Origin of the sequence: Proteus mirabilis HI4320 (assembly GCF_000069965.1) — a bacterium.
Lineage (GTDB): Bacteria > Pseudomonadota > Gammaproteobacteria > Enterobacterales > Enterobacteriaceae > Proteus > Proteus mirabilis.
In genome coordinates this window covers 3,784,345-3,804,368 of the sequence record NC_010554.1, presented here as the reverse complement: position 1 = coordinate 3,804,368, position 20,024 = coordinate 3,784,345, and the positions used below count along the sequence as shown (strand labels likewise).

At 37.5% G+C, this 20,024-nt stretch carries 15 protein-coding genes, 1 tRNA gene and 1 pseudogene; 7 read left to right on the top strand and 10 right to left on the bottom strand.

The genetic code is table 11. From position 1 onward, the window contains the following. Nucleotides 1-40: 40 nt before the first annotated feature. From PMI_RS17315 to PMI_RS17285, 7 genes and pseudogenes are all read right to left on the bottom strand, one after another. Nucleotides 41-1,300: a hypothetical protein gene (locus tag PMI_RS17315; RefSeq protein ID WP_012368753.1), complete on the bottom strand. Its 1,260-nt coding sequence runs from the start codon at nucleotides 1,298-1,300 to the stop codon at nucleotides 41-43. Beyond that, complete coding sequence (locus PMI_RS17310) at nucleotides 1,293-2,387, bottom strand: nucleoid-associated protein (RefSeq protein WP_012368752.1); 1,095 nt, start codon at nucleotides 2,385-2,387, stop codon at nucleotides 1,293-1,295. The genes PMI_RS17315 and PMI_RS17310 overlap by 8 nt, the downstream gene beginning before the upstream one ends. Before the next feature lie 956 nt (nucleotides 2,388-3,343). Then, complete coding sequence (locus tag PMI_RS17300) at nucleotides 3,344-4,132, bottom strand: hypothetical protein (protein ID WP_012368749.1); 789 nt, start codon at nucleotides 4,130-4,132, stop codon at nucleotides 3,344-3,346. Beyond that, complete coding sequence (locus tag PMI_RS17295; RefSeq protein WP_012368748.1) at nucleotides 4,110-4,379, bottom strand: hypothetical protein; 270 nt, start codon at nucleotides 4,377-4,379, stop codon at nucleotides 4,110-4,112. Before PMI_RS17295 ends, PMI_RS17300 begins: the two co-directional genes overlap by 23 nt. A gap of 355 nt (nucleotides 4,380-4,734) precedes the next feature. Continuing rightward, nucleotides 4,735-4,920: pseudogene (locus PMI_RS19345) on the bottom strand (integrase); the annotation flags it as partial. Nucleotides 4,921-4,994: 74 nt separating this feature from the next. Further along, nucleotides 4,995-6,260: a tyrosine-type recombinase/integrase gene (locus tag PMI_RS17290; RefSeq protein WP_012368747.1), complete on the bottom strand. Its 1,266-nt coding sequence runs from the start codon at nucleotides 6,258-6,260 to the stop codon at nucleotides 4,995-4,997. A gap of 188 nt (nucleotides 6,261-6,448) precedes the next feature. After that, nucleotides 6,449-6,533: transfer RNA gene (locus tag PMI_RS17285), tRNA-Leu, on the bottom strand. A 1,471-nt stretch (nucleotides 6,534-8,004) separates the two neighbouring features. Here PMI_RS17285 and ampH point away from each other — a divergent pair. Continuing rightward, on the top strand, nucleotides 8,005-9,222 hold the full coding sequence (gene ampH / locus PMI_RS17280; RefSeq protein WP_012368746.1) for a D-alanyl-D-alanine-carboxypeptidase/endopeptidase AmpH: 1,218 nt from the start codon (nucleotides 8,005-8,007) through the stop codon (nucleotides 9,220-9,222). A gap of 89 nt (nucleotides 9,223-9,311) precedes the next feature. Here the strand turns inward: ampH and lptG are convergent, their stop codons facing one another. Together lptG and lptF are read right to left on the bottom strand one after the other, a co-directional pair. Beyond that, nucleotides 9,312-10,391 (bottom strand): LPS export ABC transporter permease LptG, encoded by a 1,080-nt coding sequence (gene lptG / locus PMI_RS17275; protein ID WP_004246180.1) that lies wholly within the window; start codon nucleotides 10,389-10,391, stop codon nucleotides 9,312-9,314. Continuing rightward, nucleotides 10,391-11,488: an LPS export ABC transporter permease LptF gene (lptF, locus tag PMI_RS17270; RefSeq protein ID WP_004249580.1), complete on the bottom strand. Its 1,098-nt coding sequence runs from the start codon at nucleotides 11,486-11,488 to the stop codon at nucleotides 10,391-10,393. Before lptF ends, lptG begins: the two co-directional genes overlap by 1 nt. Before the next feature lie 286 nt (nucleotides 11,489-11,774). Here lptF and pepA point away from each other — a divergent pair, with 286 nt between their 5' ends. The 6 genes from pepA (at nucleotide 11,775) to PMI_RS17240 (ending at nucleotide 19,384) form a co-directional block, all read left to right on the top strand. After that, a complete protein-coding gene (gene pepA / locus PMI_RS17265) occupies nucleotides 11,775-13,283 on the top strand; it encodes a leucyl aminopeptidase (protein ID WP_004246183.1) in 1,509 nt (502 codons plus the stop codon). An 80-nt stretch (nucleotides 13,284-13,363) separates the two neighbouring features. Further along, the gene (locus PMI_RS17260; protein ID WP_004246185.1) at nucleotides 13,364-13,813 is read left to right on the top strand and encodes a DNA polymerase III subunit chi; all 450 of its coding nucleotides are present in this window, start codon (nucleotides 13,364-13,366) and stop codon (nucleotides 13,811-13,813) included. Between the two features lie 13 nt (nucleotides 13,814-13,826). Further along, nucleotides 13,827-16,715, top strand: coding sequence for a valine--tRNA ligase (locus PMI_RS17255; protein WP_004252953.1), 2,889 nt, complete (start codon nucleotides 13,827-13,829; stop codon nucleotides 16,713-16,715). Nucleotides 16,716-17,114: 399 nt separating this feature from the next. Next, nucleotides 17,115-17,624 carry a GNAT family N-acetyltransferase gene (locus PMI_RS17250; protein WP_004249583.1) on the top strand — a complete coding sequence of 170 codons (510 nt, stop codon included), beginning with the start codon at nucleotides 17,115-17,117 and terminating at the stop codon, nucleotides 17,622-17,624. Nucleotides 17,625-18,038: 414 nt separating this feature from the next. Next, nucleotides 18,039-18,206 (top strand): YhfL family protein, encoded by a 168-nt coding sequence (locus tag PMI_RS19150; protein ID WP_004246189.1) that lies wholly within the window; start codon nucleotides 18,039-18,041, stop codon nucleotides 18,204-18,206. 308 nt (nucleotides 18,207-18,514) lie between these two features. Beyond that, nucleotides 18,515-19,384: a pirin family protein gene (locus PMI_RS17240; protein ID WP_012368745.1), complete on the top strand. Its 870-nt coding sequence runs from the start codon at nucleotides 18,515-18,517 to the stop codon at nucleotides 19,382-19,384. A gap of 93 nt (nucleotides 19,385-19,477) precedes the next feature. On the opposite strand, the gene rraB is transcribed toward PMI_RS17240, so the two are convergent. Next, a complete protein-coding gene (rraB, locus tag PMI_RS17235; protein WP_004246194.1) occupies nucleotides 19,478-19,909 on the bottom strand; it encodes a ribonuclease E inhibitor RraB in 432 nt (143 codons plus the stop codon). Between the last annotated feature and the right edge of the window lie 115 nt (nucleotides 19,910-20,024).

The following is a 20,024-nucleotide window of genomic DNA, read 5'->3' as shown; positions in this document are numbered from 1 at the left end:
GAAAAAACAAGGCAATAAATAGAAGCTTCGCTTCTATTTATTAGCTCTTGCTTAATAAATAATTAACGAAACTCTTAATATGCTCATAGGCTAATTCAATAACTGGGATTATGTTATCTTTGAATTGATATAAGACAAACATAGACCAGACTGAAACACCAATGAAAATCAACCATTGGAGCTTGTTCAAGGTTTTTTCGGCATCAACTTTTTTATTACTGAGCTTTATTAAAGCTTCTGTTGTGATCTGATTTATACGGTTGGTTAATGCTTCGTCATCATCATTAGCATTCTCTTTTGTGAATAAAACCATCGTCTTATTAGATGATTCAATAATATCTGATAATGATTTTTTGGCATTACGGATGCCTAATATAACGACTGAGCACGTAAGTAGCATAGCTACAAATATAAGCAGTAAACCAGATGGAGACCAGCCCTTTATTATGGCTGTGCTTACTAGAACAGCAGGTATAGAAAGTGATTTGGTCTGATGTTCTTGAATCAAAGAATTAAGCTTTGATAAGAAATCTAATTTCTGAGTTTCAACCTCGTGTATTACTTTATTTATGGAATATTTGTTGATGTATATTTCATAGTTAATAGAAAATAAATCCCACAATTTCTGGGGCGAATTTAATATTGAGCTAAGGAACGTATTTTTCTCACTCGAATCGTTATATAACTCAATCAACGATGATCTTAATACAAGTTTTCGCTCATAGGAGTGCAGATCAACATTTGTCAAAGTAGAAACATCACACGGGCTTACATCAACCGAATTTAGAAAATTCTCATCAATATTTTTTAATGGTAAATTGTAAGTGGTGATTTTCTTTGATTTACCACCTTCCATAACAAAAATATAATTTGGCCAAAAATTTGAATCATCGTATTCTACGTGGTCTGCAATTTTTGAGAGTATTTCACACCATTGAATATATGCGTTTGAAGAATTAGATATAGTTTCTATTTCTTCTGAACTTAATTTTTCAATGTAAAAATTATCGATTGCTTCTTTATTGTTTTTTATTCTTACCCTAAGAGTTTTAAAATATTCAATGGTGGTAGAAAACCAATTGATATCTGATGTTAATAAAAGTGATACCTTGATGGTATTTTCTTTTTTTATTGCCTCTAACTTTAGATCATCAACTTCTTTTAGACGAGAAATATCGTCCTCTATTGCTACATAAGAGGAATTGTCGAAGACCCATACCTGATATGGGTCATCATATTCGATATTTTTAGCTTCTTGCTTTATTTTTAGCAAGAGACTAAGCATTTCTCTATTATTCATTTGCAAGCTCTTTCAGCCGAGCAATAATTATTGGATCATTAATCTTCTGAGTTAGCTTTACTTCGTTTGTTTCGGTGTCAAAGATAATTGGTCTATCAGAACCAGGCAAACCAATCTGATGTTTTCTTACACTCATTTTTGCAATATTGGTTTCAAAATCTAACCATTCATATTGTCTTTTATCACTTGCAGATACTTCGAATTCTTCATTAACTTCAAATCCATTTTCGTTTACAAAATCTACGAATGTATTTTTATGCTCTGCTAAATCAACGGGTATAATAGCATCGATTTGTGTTTGAATCTTTTCAAGGGTTATGGACTGTCCACGCTTACAATTATTAAATAGTTCCTGAATCTTGGATTCGATTTTTTCTCTCAAAGCACGACCAAATTCTTTTTGGTGAGAGAATTGCTCCAAAGCTTTAATACATTGCTCACTACTGGTTTTATTGGAGATAATATCTTCGGCACCAATTGATTCGGTAAAATATTTTCTTACATCACCAGTTCCACGGATGAAGCATAAATTATTTTTATCTTCATCTTCTACTTCCTCAGACATGAATCTGGTTATATCAACTCTTGCTCCCTGCAAGAATTTATCTAAGTCAATTACATCAACGGGATTTAGTTGTAGGTTTTCTTTGAATCTTAATGCATCTGTGTTTTTAAGCATCAAAACAAGAAGTCGCTCGAAATCTTTATGAACAGAACCATCTTCCTTTTCATGTTGCAGTTGGTAATGAGTAAAAACCAATATTGCACCATTACTTGCTCTGGATTGTCTTGCAGATGTAATTAACTTTTTCTGGATAAAATCATGTACGAAGACTTCGAATGAAGTTTCTTTCTCTAAAAATTTTGACAGCTTTGAAGGGAAAGAACTTCCTGGATAAGGTTTTTGAAACTTCGCATGAGATTTGCTGCTCTTATGAAATCTTGCATCTACTTTCGTTGTAAATGTGATGACCTCCTGCTGATCGGTGGGCCAGAGGGCGCCTAAGGTATAGGACCAATCTTTCTGTTCGTCCTCTGGAGGTGTAATCCTAACAGCGATAGCATTCAAAACCTGTAAAGAAGCCAATGTTAACCCCTAATGCATTGTTATTTATCGACATTTTTTTAAAAATGTATCCTTGCATAACATTTTAGCACATTAGGGAATATCAACAACTTTACGCCTCAACAATTTATGATCTCAGTCAAAAATTTCATCACTCGCATTTATTAATGTAATTATCAGTTTAATGTATCCTATTAACTATTTTTTATCGAGTAAGTTGAGTTTTCGTTATATTAATATATTTTTAAATTATAAAATTATAAAATTATAAAATTATAAAATTATAAAAAAGGAGACTATTATGAATGTTAAATATATACTTTTTATCTCTTTGTGTTATTTTTAAATATTATTGTTTTTTGCTTTATGTCGCAAAGAATGATTATTTATCAGTGGTTTTTTCTGCTATTATTTCAATGAATGCATTAATAATTCCTATGGGGATTATTCTACTTTTTGACCCTTTCCTTCTTAGGATTAAAAAAAGATTTAATGTTGGAAATAGTCATTTTTAAAACGTCAGTATATTTCCCACTTTTGTTTTCAGCTTTACGAGCATAATATAATTCGTTTAATGTAATCAATATTTTAGCCAAAAACCCATTTACAACAATAGTTAGTTTTAATATTATTAGATAATACATTAATGGATGTGTTTCAATTAGTTTCTCCGAAGGAATTATCTCCCTTGTTTTTCCCCCGTGAGTAAGTATATCAATGTAACCCAACCAGTAAAGATAGCTAAAACAGCATCATTAACATATTTATATGATTTTTTATACAAGTAAATAGAGTGGATTTATAAGGACGAGAAAATAATTATTACTGTGAAAAGAGCAACTGGATAGTTTTTGAGTAAGTATTTATCAAATGGAATGCCAATTATTGGTGCGATAGTAAATGGCAAGAATGCATATGCTATAAATTTCACTTTGGATTTTTTGCCTTTTGAAATGTAAGCTGATTCCGCTTGGATATCATTTGTTTTTTACTGATGATTCTTTGCTATCAATATTATGAAGTTGAAAATCAGGAACTTTTGCTGGATTGACAGCATAAAAAAATATAATAAATGCGACAATCCCTGTGGCTGTCACTCCTGCTCTTAATTTTAATTGCATGGTTGCCGGAAATAGTGAAAATATTATTGCTCCTAAACCTGCTGGAATAAACAATCTATAATTAAACCAACTTATACCATTGTTTATATTACCTATCTTGTATTCATATAAAAAATACAGTATACAAATTAATCCTAATATCAACGAAATAAATCTGGTCATATCAAACCCGTGTCTGTTCAAATAAATTTTTTCTTTACTATCAAAGCCATTTGTTGATAATCCTTTATTCTTATAAATTTTAGATAATTCCTCAGATTTTTCTTTCTGATGTGTCCTTAATATTATTTGAGCAGTTGTTATGAAATTTCCTTCTTGATAACATTGGGGTAAATTGAATATGCTTGAAACTGTATTTATTGCTTCTGCAACAACTGCACTTGAATTTAAAAAATTTTCTACGCTAATTAAAACATCTTTTATTTCACATTTTGAACGATAATACCCATTTTCTGAAACTCGAACGATAAAATTTTCAAAATCAGTAACATAGGTTGAAAACTGTAATTGCAGTTTATTCAACAGTGGAAGAATAGTGTTTTTATCCTTTCCAGCTTGCATCTCATCTATTAAAAACTGCAATTCCATATCAAGTTTTTTTTTACTCTCTATGTGAATGCTTTCATCTTCCTTGTGTTTGAGCATATACCTTTGCCGCCTGAATTAACTGTAATGCAAGGGATGTAGTATTGGATGTATCCAGACTTTCGAAAGAATAATGCCTTTTACCCTCTAATACCGTATAGACAATTTCGTCTACTTCTTTTTGTGTTGAGGCATCCTTTTTGTGTATTTCACTTAAAACTCTATTGAGTTCATCATCGCTAATCTCGTCAGCGAAGTTATAATCTTCAATTAATTTTGATTTTAACTTTTTGATATCGATAGACATTTTAATCTCCCTTGATTTTTTCCTTTATAGCACAACTTATTTAATAGCTCCAATACATAATTCTAAATAATTGAATTAGATCAATGTTATTTGTAGGCTGCTAATTATTTGATTTGTTATTAAATTGATTTAAATATTCACAGAAATGAAAGAACTACAATTCCTTCCTTAGCTACCAAATTTTTTCGGTATCACAACGTTAATTTTCGTTCTGTAGTAAAGCACATTAAGTTCGAGTTCTTGACTACTAAACTATAGGTTATGTATCCCATCAGTAAACTAGACCCTACTTAGTCAAAACTTTGTTAATATATTTCAAGGAATTAACCATTGAAAAATGGTACTACTGCATCATTTACCTACGTCCATCCATATACTGAGCATGATTGTAAGTACCTCGAATCGCATTCTTATCGATATGTGCGAGTTGGATTTCAATCCATGCAGAGTTATATCCCTTCTCATGCGAAATCGTGCTCATCGCGTGGCGGAAGCCATGTCCAGTCAGCCTTCCTTCAATCAACCCCAACAATTCAATAACTTAATTTACTCTTACTTTACTGACCAGCTTTTGATGAGCATTTAGCAATATATGTAAAACTGTATCTGCATGCCTCACACTATCTCATTACTTATTTTCGCAAAACTAAACGGCGAAATTTCCCCTCCCCTACTCGCATCCAGATAATCAGCCCACCATTGCACCATCAGCCGCCTTTCCTCAATATGTTCTGCTTTATGAATATAAGCAGCCCTGACTGAATTACGCTCTTGGTGGCTCATTTGCCTCTCTACTGCATCCTTTGACCACAAACCTGACTCAATCAACGAACTACACGCCATTGTTCTAAAACCATGACCACACACTTCCGTCTTAGTATCATAGCCCATCACACGTAATGCATTGTTTACCGTATTTTCACTCATTGGCTTTCTAGGATTATGATCGCCGATAAAGATCAGTTCGTGGTTACCACTGAATTGATAGATCTGTTTTAAGATCTCAATGGCTTGTCGGCTTAAAGGAACTAAATGGGTAGTGCGCATTTTTGATCCGCGATGAGAGTGTTTAACGCCTTCTATCGCTTCTCGTTCAGCAGGTATCGTCCACATGGCATTTTCAAAATCGATTTCATCCCAACGTGCAAAACGCAGTTCGCTGGAACGAATAAAGACTAATAAGGTAAGTTTGACTGCAAGTTTAGTTAAAGGCCTTCCCTTATAATCATCGATGCGTTCTAAGAACTCAGGTAGGCGTTTAAGCTCTAATGCCGCTCTATGAACTCGTTTGCCTGTCGCAACTGCGCCAGCCATATCTTGCGCTGGGTTATAGTCGATCAAACCGCTTTGTACGGCATAGCGCATGATGGCGGTTACACGTTGTTGTAAACGTGCCGCCACCTCAAGACGTCCAGACATCTCTACGGCTTTAATAGGTTCGAGTAGATCGCGAGTTTTTAGTTCAGCAATATTACGTTTACCAATAGCAACAAAGATATTGTCCTCAAGGCTTTTGAGTACTCGATGGCTATGCCCTTCTGACCATCGCTGATTAGTTGCATGCCAATCACGTGCAACCTTCTCGAATGTATTAAATTCCTTTTGTTGCTCTTCTTTCACTTCTTTCCGTTTTTCACTGGGATCAAAACCATTCGCTATTAACTTTCTGGCTGCATCTCTTTTCTCTCTGGCTTCTGCAAGTGAAATATCCGGGTAAACACCCAGCGCTAACATTTTTTGCTTACCGCCAAAGCGATACTGTAAACGCCAATATTTTGAGCCGTTGGTATGTACCATCAAGTGCATACCATCACCATCGGTCAATTTATACGATTTATCCAGAGGCTTGGCAGCCCTGACTTTAGCATCAGTAAGAGCCATGATTTATCTCCTTCTGTTGGTACAAACTATTATCGAATCGAGAGATACCAACACATATACCAACAGCAGGTACTTGATGTGGGTTGACCTTAGTATACTTGGGAAGACTGAAAAGTGGGAAAAAGCCTTGTAAAACTGGGATTTCAGATACAAAAAAAGACGCCCGCTGACGTCTCTTGATGTTCTTATGGTGCCGAAGGCCGGACTCGAACCGGCACACCCGAAGGCGGTTGATTTTGAATCAACTGCGTCTACCAATTCCGCCACTCCGGCACTGAAGTGTGTTTGGAAAACAGGCTCATTATACTTGCGTGAGGAACCCTCGCAACAATTATTGTTGGTTTTCAGTTTGATTGGCGAAAAAAAGTGCATTTATCTTATCGTTCTTCTATGAATGGGGCAAACTTGTAACATTCATCTATCGATAAGCAACATTGAATTTAACAAGTCTCAATCCCTAAGTCTCTTAGCACACTGACTTCATTTATTTGTGCATAATGGATTATCTTCTGTTGTCATCGTTATAACTGAGCAGTAGATAAAATCGATATATTAAATTATATATAACGAGATATAAAAAAAGGATCAAAACTGGGTTAGTGTTTTGATCCGACGGTACTGCAATTTAAGGGCTTAATTTTATTTTTATGACTATCGTTATTTTTTTAATGTCACTGCCCTTTTCTTCCCTGGTGTAAGGAAGAATTTTTATTTTAAATAGAGTGTTATATTTAATATATATTGTTATTTAAAATAGATAGCCTCTAACTATTTCTTTACTATATAGTTAATAAATAGCTTTATTTGCCTATCTATTGATTTACTTACTGTTATTTAAACTATTTTTATTTTTTAAGATAATAATACTTAGTTAAATAAAAGTCTTATCTTTAAATAAAAAGCCCTCTATTAAAATAGATTTATTTATACTGATGATTAATTCATTATTATTTTATTACGGCGATATTTTACTCTCTTTTTATTTATTCGCTTTCCTTTCATCTTGTTATGTTTTATTTCTCTTTAACCATTTTCCCTTGTTAATTTTGTTAATACGTCTTTACTCTCATTTAGTGTTTAGCTGTCGATTTGATGAGATTATATTAAGTTTTATTTGTATGTTTCACAACAATTAAAGTATTACAAAGTATAACACGTAGAGTGAGTATCTTTACAAAAAACTTGAAAATGGATAATTTAAATATAGATTTAGAATATAAAACCAGAAACCAATTAATTTAAAGAATATAAATTCATTAATTAACATTTACTTGATAAACAACTGTTAACCGAATAATAAAGAAAAGCTAATAATAAAGTAAAAATAGGCAAAATTTAGGGGGGATTGTAACACCTTTGTAATACTTTCCTGTTTTTTTCACCCTTTTTATGTACAAAAAATAACCAATAATAAGATTTTTATGATGTCCTTCACAAAAAATCTCTTTGTAGAAGTCCTTCAGCCTATTTTACATCAACTTTTCATTAACCCACTATTGCTCTGATAGACATTCTTATTTCTGATAATATAATCAAAATTTGGTTTAAATCTGCTATAAAGGGGATGGTATGGGTATTGTTAGCTGGATCATGGCCGGTATTTTTATTGGGCTTGTTTTAGGTGCTGTACTAAAAATGATAAATAAAAACAAAAAGTAACGCGATAAAACAATCATCCATTTATGTTATGGCTGATTTATTTTGTTCTCTTTTCTTTCACCTTACTCGTTATGTTGATCATAAAATGAAAAAACATCTCCTAAAATATCTCCTCATTCCTATTGCACTACTTACGCTCAATGCCTGTAGTCAACGAGCAACGGTAACGCCAACGTTACCCGCTAAGTTTAATCAACATAATGTGCCTGAATTGTCACAATGGCCAACCACCTTATCACCAAAGGCGAATAATAGCCGGGAGATTTTTGATAAGTATGCTCAGCAGATTTATCAAAAAAGTAACCCTCAAGGGATGGTGATTGTCATGATTAACAATACGCAATCTCTTAATCGTGCTTTTGGTACTACAAGCCCCGATAGCCGTCAAACCCCGTCAATGAACTCATTAATACGTATTGCTTCTATTACTAAATTAATGACGAGTGAAGTGATGTTAAAATTACAAGATGATGGCAAGTTGTTGGTTACTGATCCTCTGCAAAAATATAGTTATTATGGTGTCGATATTCCATTAGTGAACAATCAATCTCCTATTCGTCTTTATCATTTAGCTACCCATACCAGTGGTTTTCCTCGTGAACAACCCGGCGGAAAATGGGGTAGACCGGTTTTTATTTGGCCAACCCATGGCGATCGCTGGAACTGGCTAAAAAAAGCCTCTTTAACAACACCGGCGGGACAATCTGCCTCTTATTCTAATCTGGCTTATGATTTATTAGCAGATGCATTAGTGAAAGCCTCTGGTAAAAACTATCCTCAACTATTAAAACAGTATGTGACACAACCTGCGGGAATGCGTGATACCACGTTAACGCCAAATAGCACACAATGTCAGCGATTATTAATTGGTTATAGACCCAGCCCTTGTTCTGAGACTATCGCCGCCGCCGGAAGTGGGGGTGTTTATTCTACGCCTGCAGATATGCAACGTTGGATGCAAGGCTTTTTAAACTCAAATAATACGATGAGAAAAGCGACGGCCAGTAAAGAGCAGTCTATTTATTTTCCGCGCCAACGACTATCTTCTATTGAAGGGATGGATGTTGCAGGGCGAGCGGATGGCATTGGCTTAGGATGGGTTTATATGGCGCCTGCCAATGGTGTGCCTGCTATTTACCAAAAAACCGGTGGTGGCGGTGGTTTTAATACCTATATGGCAACCATTCCTGAATTAAATATCGGTGTTTTTGTTGTCATCACCCGTAAAGCTAATGGCACCAAGTTTAGTGAAGTGACTCGAGGTACAAATGCCCTTGTGCGTGCTTTAGCACAAAGTTTTTAAACGAAATAATCAACTTATAGACCGATAAAAAAAGCGCCTTGATTATTGAAGGCGCTTTTTCTTTAAGCATTGTTAATCGTTAATACTACTTAGCGATTACGCCTCATTAATAACCATAAACTTAATACTAAAAAGAGCATACCAGGAACTAAGGCGGCCACTACGGCAGGAATGCCATATACCAAACTTAATCGGCCTGAAACTTCATTCACAATATAGAACAGAAAACCAAAGGCTATTCCTGTTACCACACGCAGCCCCATAGGTACAGTACGTAATGGGCCAAAAATAAATGACAGCGCCATTAGCATCATCACCGCAACAGAAATAGGTGCAAAGATTTTTTTCCAGAAGTTCAGCTCATAGTTGGCTGATTCTTGCCCACTCTGTTTGAGGTATTTTACATATTGATATAAGCCACTTATGGATAAGGCATCTGGATCTAATGCCACAACACTCAGTTTTTCAGGTGTTAGGCGAGTCTGCCACTCTAAAGATACCTGTTTTTTACCCGTGATTTTTTGTGGCGAAGTAAGATCAGATTGCTCAACTTGTTTCAGTAACCACACTTTTTTATCTGGATCATAAGTGGCACTGGATGCATAACGCACAGTTTCAAGTTTTCGATTATTATCGAAATTATACAGCGTAATGCCTTGCATCTCATTTTGGCTTTTAATACGGTTAATATAGATAAATTGATTACCATCTTTAGCCCACATTCCACGGTTAGTGGACACTAAAGAGTTACCCATGATCTTTTCTGCACGGTAATTACGTGCATATTGTTCACCTTGCGGTGCCCCCCACTCGCCAATTAATACCGTTAACAGTACTAATGGGATCGCGGTTTTCATCACGGAGCCGGCAATTTGCAAACGAGTAAAACCCGATGCCTGCATCACCACCAGCTCACTACGTGTCGCTAATGCCCCTAACCCTAATAAAGCCCCTAATAAGGCCGCCATCGGAAAGAAGATTTGCACATCTTTGAGGATATTTAAAACCGCATAAATCCCCGCATCTAAGGTCGTAAAATCACCTTGCCCTACTTTGCGCAGCTGATCGACGAATTTGATAATGCCAGACAGTGATACCAGTAAAAATAGCGTCATCAAAATCGATTGCAAAATCGTACGCCCGATATATTTATCTAATACACCAAACATCAGGCAACTCCTTTCTTAAAGCGAGCACGTAGTTTGCGCATTGGTAAGGTATCCCACGCATTCAATAACAGCGCTAAAGCAAAATAAATCCCATTCACTGTCCACATAGCAATAAGTGGGTCAACCTTTCCTTTTTCACCGCTTGAACGCAAGGAGCTTTGTAATAGGAAAAACACCAAATAAAGCAACATCGCCGGCAACATACTTAACACTCGCCCTTGACGTGGGTTGACTTCACTTAACGGCACAACCATTAACGCCATGATCACCACAGAGAAAATTAAGGTTAAACGCCAATGAAATTCAGCGATAGACTCAGGCTCTGTTGAGTGCCACAACTCATTCATGGTTTTTTGTTCGACGCGATTACGGCTAATAGTAGACTCTCGATGGCCTATCACCGCTTGGTAATCGGTAAAATCAGTAATACGAAAATCGCGTAGTACCGCCGTACCTTCATACCGCGTACCCTCGCTAAGTACCACGACTTGGTTACCGTTTGGTAGCTCTTTGGTATACCCTTTATCCGCCACCACAACAGATGGGCGTTGGTTTTGTGTTGGACGCAATTGAGCCAAGAAAACATCTTGGAATTGGTTGCCCTTTACGCTACCGAGATAAAGCACCATATTACGGTCACTGGACATTTTAAATTGCCCTTCCATTAATGCCGCTAAGCTTGGATTGGCTTTTGCATCTTCCAGCACTTGCTCTTGATGTACAGACGACCATGGGATCAACCACACCACATTCCCTGCCGCCAAGACGCTAGTAAGTAATGACAACAATAGTGCTGCTTGCACTAATGCTTTTTTACCTATTCCACAGGCATTCATGACGGTTATCTCACTTTCAACATAAAGTTTGCTGTAAGTCATCAGAAGACCAAGAAAAAGGCTTAATGGTAGAATAAGCTGTGCCATCTCGGGGATCCCCAGCCACAGCAGAGAAACCACAAGGTTTGTAGGAATATTACCTTCTACAGCAGCCCCTAAAATTTCAACCAGCTTTTGGCTAAAGAAGATAAGCATCAAGATAAATAAGATGGCTATCTGACTTTTAAGGGTTTCCCGAGCTAAATATCGAATTATAATCACGCTAGTTATGCCTGTGAAAACTTGTCTTTTTGCAGGAAAATCGCTAACTTCGTTGTATATCTATCATTTGTGCATCTCAGTTAGACATTCTTGCAGCCCAAATGATATCAAAACATGCTATAAACAGGTTCCCAATCAGAACAAGCTTATAAGTTAGCTAAATTAGTTGTGTTCAATTAATGCATTTAGCTTAACATAAAAAGTAAACTTTCTATGGGGTAGATTAATGCGGATCACTATTCTAAACGATACTTTCCGTTTTTGTCTTTAATATTCAGGAGAACGCATGGAGTTTAATGTAAAAAGCGGCAGCCCAGAGAAACAACGCAGCGCTTGTATTATCGTGGGGGTGTTTGAGCCTCGTCGTTTATCTCCGATAGCGGAGCAACTTGATAAAATCAGCGATGGTTACATCAGCGCCTTATTACGCCGTGGTGAACTGGAAGGTAAAGTCGGCCAGTCATTGCTGCTGCACCATGTGCCAAATGTTCTCTCTGAGCGCGTTTTGCTGATTGGTTGTGGTAAAGAGCGTGAATTGGATGAACGTCAGTACAAACAAATTATTCAGAAAACAATTAACACGCTCAATGAAACAGGGTCAATGGAAGCAGTTTGTTTTCTGACTGAGCTACATGTTAAAGGCCGTAATAATTACTGGAAAGTACGTCAAGCGGTTGAGACTGCAAAAGACTGCCTCTATACCTTTGATCAACTGAAAAGTAATAAAACCGAATTACGTCGTCCATTACGTAAAATGGTCTTTAATGTCCCTACTCGACGTGAATTACCAAGCGGTGAACGTGCTATTGCCCACGGCTTAGCTATTGCATCAGGGATCAAAGCCTGTAAAGATTTAGCTAATATGCCACCTAATATCTGTAATGCGGCATACTTAGCCTCTCAAGCTCGCCAACTCGCTGACTCATCCGCGAATGTCTCTACCCGAGTCATTGGTGAAGAGCAGATGAAAGAGCTGAATATGAATGCCTATTTAGCGGTCGGTCAAGGTTCACAAAATGAATCTTTAATGTCGATTATTGAATATAAAGGTAATCAAGATCCTGAATCCCGTCCAATCGTACTGGTTGGTAAAGGACTCACCTTTGATTCTGGTGGTATTTCAATTAAACCTGCTGATGGCATGGATGAAATGAAATACGACATGTGTGGTGCAGCAACAGTATATGGTGTGATGCGCGTCGTTGCTGAGTTACAACTACCTATTAATGTCATCGGTGTATTGGCTGGCTGTGAAAATATGCCGGGTGGTAAAGCCTATCGTCCTGGTGATATTCTTACTACTATGTCAGGCCAGACTGTTGAGGTATTAAATACGGATGCTGAAGGTCGCTTAGTGCTGTGTGATACATTAACCTACGTTGAGCGCTTTGAGCCTGAGTTAGTTATTGATATCGCCACATTAACAGGGGCTTGTATGGTGGCATTAGGTCATCATTATAGTGGATTAATGTCTAACCATAACCCATTAGCCCATGAATTAATGAATGCTTCAGAGCAAGCGGGCGATCGCGCATGGCGCTTACCTTTAGGCGAAGAGTTCTATGAGCAAATTGAATCTAATTTTGCCGATCTTGCCAATACGGGTGGACGTTTAGGGGGAGCCATTACCGCAGGTTGTTTCTTAGCGCGCTTTGCAAGCAAATATAACTGGGCACATTTAGATATCGCAGGTACGGCATGGCGCTCTGGTAAAGCAAAAGGTGCTACGGGTCGCCCAGTATCTTTACTGTCGCAGTTCTTATTAAACCGCGCAGGTTTGAATAGCGACGAGTAATACCGCATAATTATTAAGGTAAATAGAGCAGACTCATAGAAGGGTATTGCAATGCAATACCCTTCTATTATCGGGATATCATGAAAAACGCCACGTTTTATTTAATGGAACATCCATCAATACATCAAGATTTACAAGCCCATGAATGGCTTGCTTGTCAACTTGCCGCAGAACATTGGCGTTTAGGCAAACGGGTTTTGCTCGTCTGTGATTCACAGCCACAAGCTGAATTGTTGGATGAAGCACTATGGGCAAGAGAGCCACATCAATTTGTGCCTCATAACCTAGCAGGTGAAGGGCCTCGTTATGGTGCGCCTGTTGAATTATGTTGGCCGGGCAAACGGGGCAATGCCCCGCGTGATCTCCTGATTAATTTGCAGTCACAATTTGCAGACTTTGCCACAGCTTTCCATGAAGTGATAGACTTCGTACCTATCGATGAACAATTAAAACAGTTGGCGCGAGAACGATATAAAATTTATCGTAGCGTCGGCTTTACTTTGACAATGGCTACGCCGCCAACCTATTGAATACGTAAAGAATATGGAAAATAAATCCGCACCGAAAGAGCCATCGCTCGATACAACTTATAATCCGACAGAGATTGAACAACCTCTGTATCAACATTGGGAAAAAAATGGCTACTTTAAAGCCAATGGTGATACATCCAAAGAAAGCTTTTGTATTGTGATCCCACCACCTAATGTGACAGGTAGCTTGCACATGGGTCATGCTTTCCAACAAACCATCATGGACACCATGATCCGCTATCAACGTATGCAGGGTAAAAATACCTTGTGGCAAGCGGGTACTGACCATGCAGGTATCGCAACACAGATGGTTGTTGAGCGTAAGATTGCTGCTGAAGAAGGTAAAAACCGCCATGATTATGGCCGTGATGCTTTCATCGATAAAATTTGGGAGTGGAAAGCAGAGTCCGGCGGTAATATCTCTAACCAAATGCGCCGTTTAGGTAACTCCGTAGATTGGGATCGCGAACGCTTTACCATGGATGAAGGTTTATCTAAAGCAGTAAAAGAAGCCTTCGTTCGTTTACACAAAGAAGATCTTATCTATCGTGGCAAACGTCTTGTTAACTGGGATCCTAAATTACACACTGCCATTTCCGATCTCGAAGTTGAAAACCGCGAAGTAAAAGGCTCAATGTGGCATCTGCGTTATCCATTAGCTGATGGCGTTAAAACGGCAGAGGGTAAAGATTATCTGATTGTTGCCACGACTCGTCCTGAAACACTGTTAGGTGATACTGGCGTTGCGGTTAACCCAGAAGATCCACGTTATAAAGATCTGATTGGTAAAGAGGTTATTCTACCTTTAATGAACCGTCGTATTCCTATTTTAGCGGATGAACACGCGGATATGGAAAAAGGCACCGGTTGTGTAAAAATCACCCCTGCCCATGACTTTAATGACTATGAAGTAGGTCGTCGCCATCAACTACCGATGATTAATATCATGGATTTTGATGGCAACATTCGTGTTAGCGCAGAAGTATTAGACACTAACGGTGTTGAATCTGATGTATATAGCACAGAGATCCCAGAAGCCTACCAAGGTATGGAACGTTTTGCAGCACGTAAAGCTATTGTTGCTGAATTTGAACGTTTAGGATTATTAGAAGAGATCAAACCTCACGATTTAACGGTACCTTACGGTGATCGTGGTGGTGTGGTTATTGAACCTTTATTAACTGACCAATGGTATGTCCGTGCGGCACCTTTAGCGAAACCTGCGGTAGAAGCGGTTAAAAATGGCGATATTCAATTTGTACCTAAACAGTACGAAAACATGTACTTCTCTTGGATGAATGATATTCAAGATTGGTGTATTTCTCGTCAACTGTGGTGGGGTCATCGTATCCCGGCTTGGTATGATAACGAAGGTAATGTTTATGTCGGTCGTGACGAAGAAGAAGTGCGTCGTGAAAATAACATTGCTGCCGATGTAGCATTACGCCAAGATGAAGACGTACTCGATACGTGGTTCTCTTCTGCACTGTGGACATTCTCAACCTTAGGCTGGCCAGAAAACACCGAAGCACTGAAAACATTCCATCCAACGAATGTATTAGTGAGCGGTTTCGATATTATCTTCTTCTGGATTGCCCGCATGATCATGATGACCATGCACTTTATTAAAGATGATGAAGGTAAACCACAGGTTCCATTTAAAACCGTTTATATGACAGGCCTTATCCGTGATGAAGAAGGTCAGAAAATGTCAAAATCTAAAGGTAACGTACTTGATCCTTTAGATATGATTGACGGTATCACATTAGATAAACTGTTAGAAAAACGCACTGGTAATATGATGCAGCCACAAATGGCTGAGCGTATTGCTAAACGCACCAAAAAAGAGTTCCCAGAAGGTATTGAAGCACATGGTACTGATGCTCTGCGCTTTACTTTAGCGGCATTAGCTTCTACAGGGCGTGATATTAACTGGGATATGAAACGTCTGTCAGGTTACCGTAATTTCTGTAACAAATTATGGAATGCCAGTCGTTTTGTACTGATGAATACAGAAGATCAAGACTGTGGCTATCAAGGTGGTGAGATGACATTCTCATTGGCTGATCGCTGGATCTTAGCTGAATTCAATAACACCATAAAAGCCTATCGTGAAGCGTTAGATAATTATCGCTTTGATATTGCTGCCGGTATTTTATACGAATTCACTTGGAACCAATTCTGTGACTGGTATCTTGAGTTATCAAAACCGGCGGTTCATAAAGGTAATGATGCTCAAAAACGTGCTGCTCGTCATACCTTGATTGAAGTATTAGAGGGTCTGTTACGTCTTGCTCATCCAATTATTCCATTTATTACAGAAACTATCTGGCAACGCGTTAAAGAGGTGAAAGGCATTGAAGGCGAAACCATCATGCTTCAAGCTTTCCCTGAATTTGATGCGTCATTAGTCGACGAGCAAGCACTTAACGATCTGGAATGGATCAAAGAGGTTATCGTCGCAGTTCGTAATATCCGTGCAGAAATGAATATTGCGCCAGGTAAACCACTGGATGTTATTTTACGTGGTGCGGATGAAACGGCTAAACGTCGCGTCAGTGATAACATTGGTTTCTTAAAAGCAATGGGTCGCTTAGCGGATATTCGCCCATTAGCGGAAGGTGAAGAAGCACCATTATCGGTAACTAAACTGGTGAGCGGTGCAGAGCTGTTGATCCCAATGGCCGGCTTTATTGATAAAGATGCAGAGCTTGCCCGTTTAGATAAAGAGCTTGAAAAAGTAGAGAAAGATATCACTACATTAGACAGCAAATTATCAAACGAAGGCTTTGTTAATCGCGCACCTGAGGCTGTTGTCGCCAAAGAGCGTGAGCGTTTAGCATCTTGTTTAAATGCTAAAGAGAAGCTGATTGCCCAAAAAGTCTCTATTGCTGCGTTATAAGTTATTGCACCATTAATACTAAAACCCGCATTGATTGCGGGTTTTAGTTTATTTTTAACACCTAATATCGTTACTACTTAAGATATAGGTTTATCACTAAACCTAAAAATAAAACATTTTTTCACTATATTGTGACTCGTTTTGCAGTGAAATAGTGCTATATAATGCCTTTTCTCTATTATTCTCGCTCTAATGAAATAGATATTTGAAATATATCTCTACCAACAAATATCCTAATCATATAAATAAACAGGCATAACAGTTTACAATCCTATTTAATCAATTAAGATGTTTTCAGTGGCCCTCAGTGCTACTTTCAATGAAGAAGTTCCTTTCCGGTGCTCTCTCAATACATTATCAAAAAATATTCTACTAATAAGTAAAACGATGAGTGCAACTATGACTGCAAACCCTAATGCAACACAAAATATTATTATCAGAGCCATTGAAAAAAGAGATAACGCCGGCATTGCACGCGTTATTCGAGAAGTTTCCGCCGAGCATGGCTTAACAGCGGATAAAGGATTTGCAGTAGCTGATCCGATTTTAGATACCTTATTCGAAGTTTATCATCAACCTCGCAGCGCTTACTGGGTGGTAGAAATGGATGGCGAAATTGTTGGTGGTGGTGGTGTCGCACCTCTTGCAGGTGGCGATGGGGAGACTTGTGAATTACAGAAAATGTATCTCTCTTCTAAGTTACGAGGAAAAGGAATTGCGAAAAAAATTGTTCAGCAATCTCTTGAGTTTGGTAAGCAACAAGGCTTTAGTCGCTGCTACTTAGAAACTACTGATATTTTAAAAGCAGCAATTGGTCTATATGAAAAATTAGGCTTTGAGTTTATTGATAAAGCATTAGGTAATACAGGCCACAGCGACTGTGAAATTCGTATGCTGAAATCACTTTGATATTTCTTATAACCATGTATCTACATGCTGTATAGATCTAAACGCCCGCATATTTAATGCGGGTTTTTTGTTATCTCACAATAGCACTTATCAATATAAAATGAATTTATCTTAATGGTATAAAAGAGCGATATTTTACGGCTATTTTTAATGATTAATCTATATTTAAATTATTAGCAATCTATTTCACATTAAATATTTATCTTAAATTTAATAAAAAAACACAAGTTTAATTTATTTCTCATTTTACTCTAGATAATCATATTTCACATCTTAAATAAAATATTTTTTAGTTTCTGTTCTATTTTAAAATTCCTATTTTTTTATATTGCTATTTATAGATAATTTAATATCTTTATGCACAGAAAGTCATGCTATGGCTTTTAACATTCTAAAATTAAAAAGGAATTTCTTATGAAAAACTTTGTCAAAATTGCACTTATTGCTTCTTTTGTTACCGTAATGACTGGTTGTACTGGTAGTGTTTACAACAAAGAAAAAGATTGTAACTACGACTATTTATTACACCCAGCAGTATCTATCTCTAAAATTATCGGCGGTTGCGGCGATACTAATAAATAATATATAGTTTTATGAATAAACTACATTCTGAGTTATTTTTATAAAGCAGAATGTGGTTTTTATTTTGGAAAATAATTAATAATAATTTTAAAATCATTTTTCCTGTTAGGCTTTTCTACTTATCATCTCTGACTTTTTTACCTTAAAAAGATCATTCATTTTTTTTGAATACCATCAACAAATTCCCCCTATTTTGTTTATAGAGCGAACAATTTATGATCATACTCATTAAGAAATCGCGATAACCTGTATTACCTCCTTCTGTGTCTGGGTTATTGCGGTTTCTTTCCTTAATCAGGAGAAACATCATGACAATGAGACAGGTAAAACAAATTTATTCAGCACCTAATCCACATTGGGTTGGTAATGGCTTTTCTATGAGCACAGTATTCTCTTATAAAGAGAATGCAGAGCAATATAGCCCATTCTTATTAATGGATTATGCTGAGCCTACATTATTTAAGCCTGTTACTAATGCGCGTGGTGTTGGGACTCATCCCCACCGTGGATTCGAAACGGTCACTATAGCTTATCAAGGCGAAGTGTCTCACCATGATTCTACCGGTCATGCCGGTACAATTGCTGAAGGTGATGTGCAGTGGATGACAGCCGCTTCAGGTATTTTACATAAAGAATATCACTCTGAAAAAATGACGAAAGAGGGAGGTATGCTTGAAGTCGTACAACTGTGGGTTAATTTGCCAAGCGCGTATAAAATGGCACAACCCCGTTATCAAGCACTAAAAGCGCAAGATATTCCTCATGTGCAATTACCTAATGCACAGGGCTATGTCCGAGTCATTGCCGGTGACTATGCAAATACATCTGGTATTGCTATGACCTATTCCCCTGTAAACCTGTGGGATGTGCGCTTAAATCATGCGGGTACTTCACACTATGCTATCCCTGAGGGACATAATGCGATGCTATTTGTCGTTAAAGGTGCGATACATCTCAATAACAGTGATATTGTACGTCAACATGAAATCGCAATATTAGATACCCACGGTGATACCCTAACATTAGGATCCATGGGAGACGCTATCGTATTAATATTAACGGGTGAGCCCATTAATGAGCCAGTAGTAGGACAAGGGCCTTTTGTCATGAATACACAACAAGAGTTATTACAAGCTTTTGATGACTATGACAATGGTAAGTTTGGTATGATGGATTAGCCATTTAAAAAATACCCGTCACAAAAAGAATTTGTGGCGGGTGTTCTTTTTTGCACCTAAAGACTGGTACATTGGGACAACATATAGCGCCAATTAGTGCAGGCGTGATGACTTATCAGACTCGCTTTCGTCATCTTCATTTTCGCCATCTTCGTCATCGTACTCAGCGTCGGGATCTTCAAAATAAGTTCCCCAGCCGTCGTAATAGACACCCATTTTTTCCGCTAAATTCATTAACTGTTCTACTTGCGCATCAATCAGTTCAGCATTTAGACCACTTTCACTAACCGCATCAAAGCAGACTAAGATCTCACCTGATTCAATTTCAATTTCTTCAGGCTCGGTGACTTCATAACCTAATTTAAAAACTTCAACAGCCGCTTTTTCTAACGTTTCAAAATTTTCACATGAAATGTGGTGTTCAATTGCGTACAGTGCATCGGGATCACTGCCATCTTCGAGTAATTCTTCAATAATAAGACGTGTTTCTTCACGTTGTTCTGCTAGCTCTTTGCTGTCCGCCATAATTCCGCTCCGCAATAGTCTGAAAGATATCTTGGTTATTCTCCCACAGGGGGAATAAACACTCCATAGTTAAATAAGGCTCATATCGCAGAGTTTTTCATTCAAAAGTGACGTT

Bases quoted from the DNA above. Each gene is read 5' to 3' on its own strand.
- PMI_RS17315 (WP_012368753.1), bottom strand. From the start codon at position 1,300: ATGAATAATAGAGAAATGCTTAGTCTCTTGCTAAAAATAAAGCAAGAA.
- PMI_RS17300 (WP_012368749.1), bottom strand. From the start codon at position 4,132: ATGCTCAAACACAAGGAAGATGAAAGCATTCACATAGAGAGTAAAAAA.
- PMI_RS17295 (WP_012368748.1), bottom strand. From the start codon at position 4,379: ATGTCTATCGATATCAAAAAGTTAAAATCAAAATTAATTGAAGATTAT.
- PMI_RS17290 (WP_012368747.1), bottom strand. From the start codon at position 6,260: ATGGCTCTTACTGATGCTAAAGTCAGGGCTGCCAAGCCTCTGGATAAA.
- ampH (WP_012368746.1), top strand. From the start codon at position 8,005: ATGAAAAAACATCTCCTAAAATATCTCCTCATTCCTATTGCACTACTT.
- lptG (WP_004246180.1), bottom strand. From the start codon at position 10,391: ATGTTTGGTGTATTAGATAAATATATCGGGCGTACGATTTTGCAATCG.
- pepA (WP_004246183.1), top strand. From the start codon at position 11,775: ATGGAGTTTAATGTAAAAAGCGGCAGCCCAGAGAAACAACGCAGCGCT.
- PMI_RS17260 (WP_004246185.1), top strand. From the start codon at position 13,364: ATGAAAAACGCCACGTTTTATTTAATGGAACATCCATCAATACATCAA.
- PMI_RS17255 (WP_004252953.1), top strand. From the start codon at position 13,827: ATGGAAAATAAATCCGCACCGAAAGAGCCATCGCTCGATACAACTTAT.
- PMI_RS17250 (WP_004249583.1), top strand. From the start codon at position 17,115: ATGACTGCAAACCCTAATGCAACACAAAATATTATTATCAGAGCCATT.
- PMI_RS19150 (WP_004246189.1), top strand. From the start codon at position 18,039: ATGAAAAACTTTGTCAAAATTGCACTTATTGCTTCTTTTGTTACCGTA.
- PMI_RS17240 (WP_012368745.1), top strand. From the start codon at position 18,515: ATGACAATGAGACAGGTAAAACAAATTTATTCAGCACCTAATCCACAT.
- rraB (WP_004246194.1), bottom strand. From the start codon at position 19,909: ATGGCGGACAGCAAAGAGCTAGCAGAACAACGTGAAGAAACACGTCTT.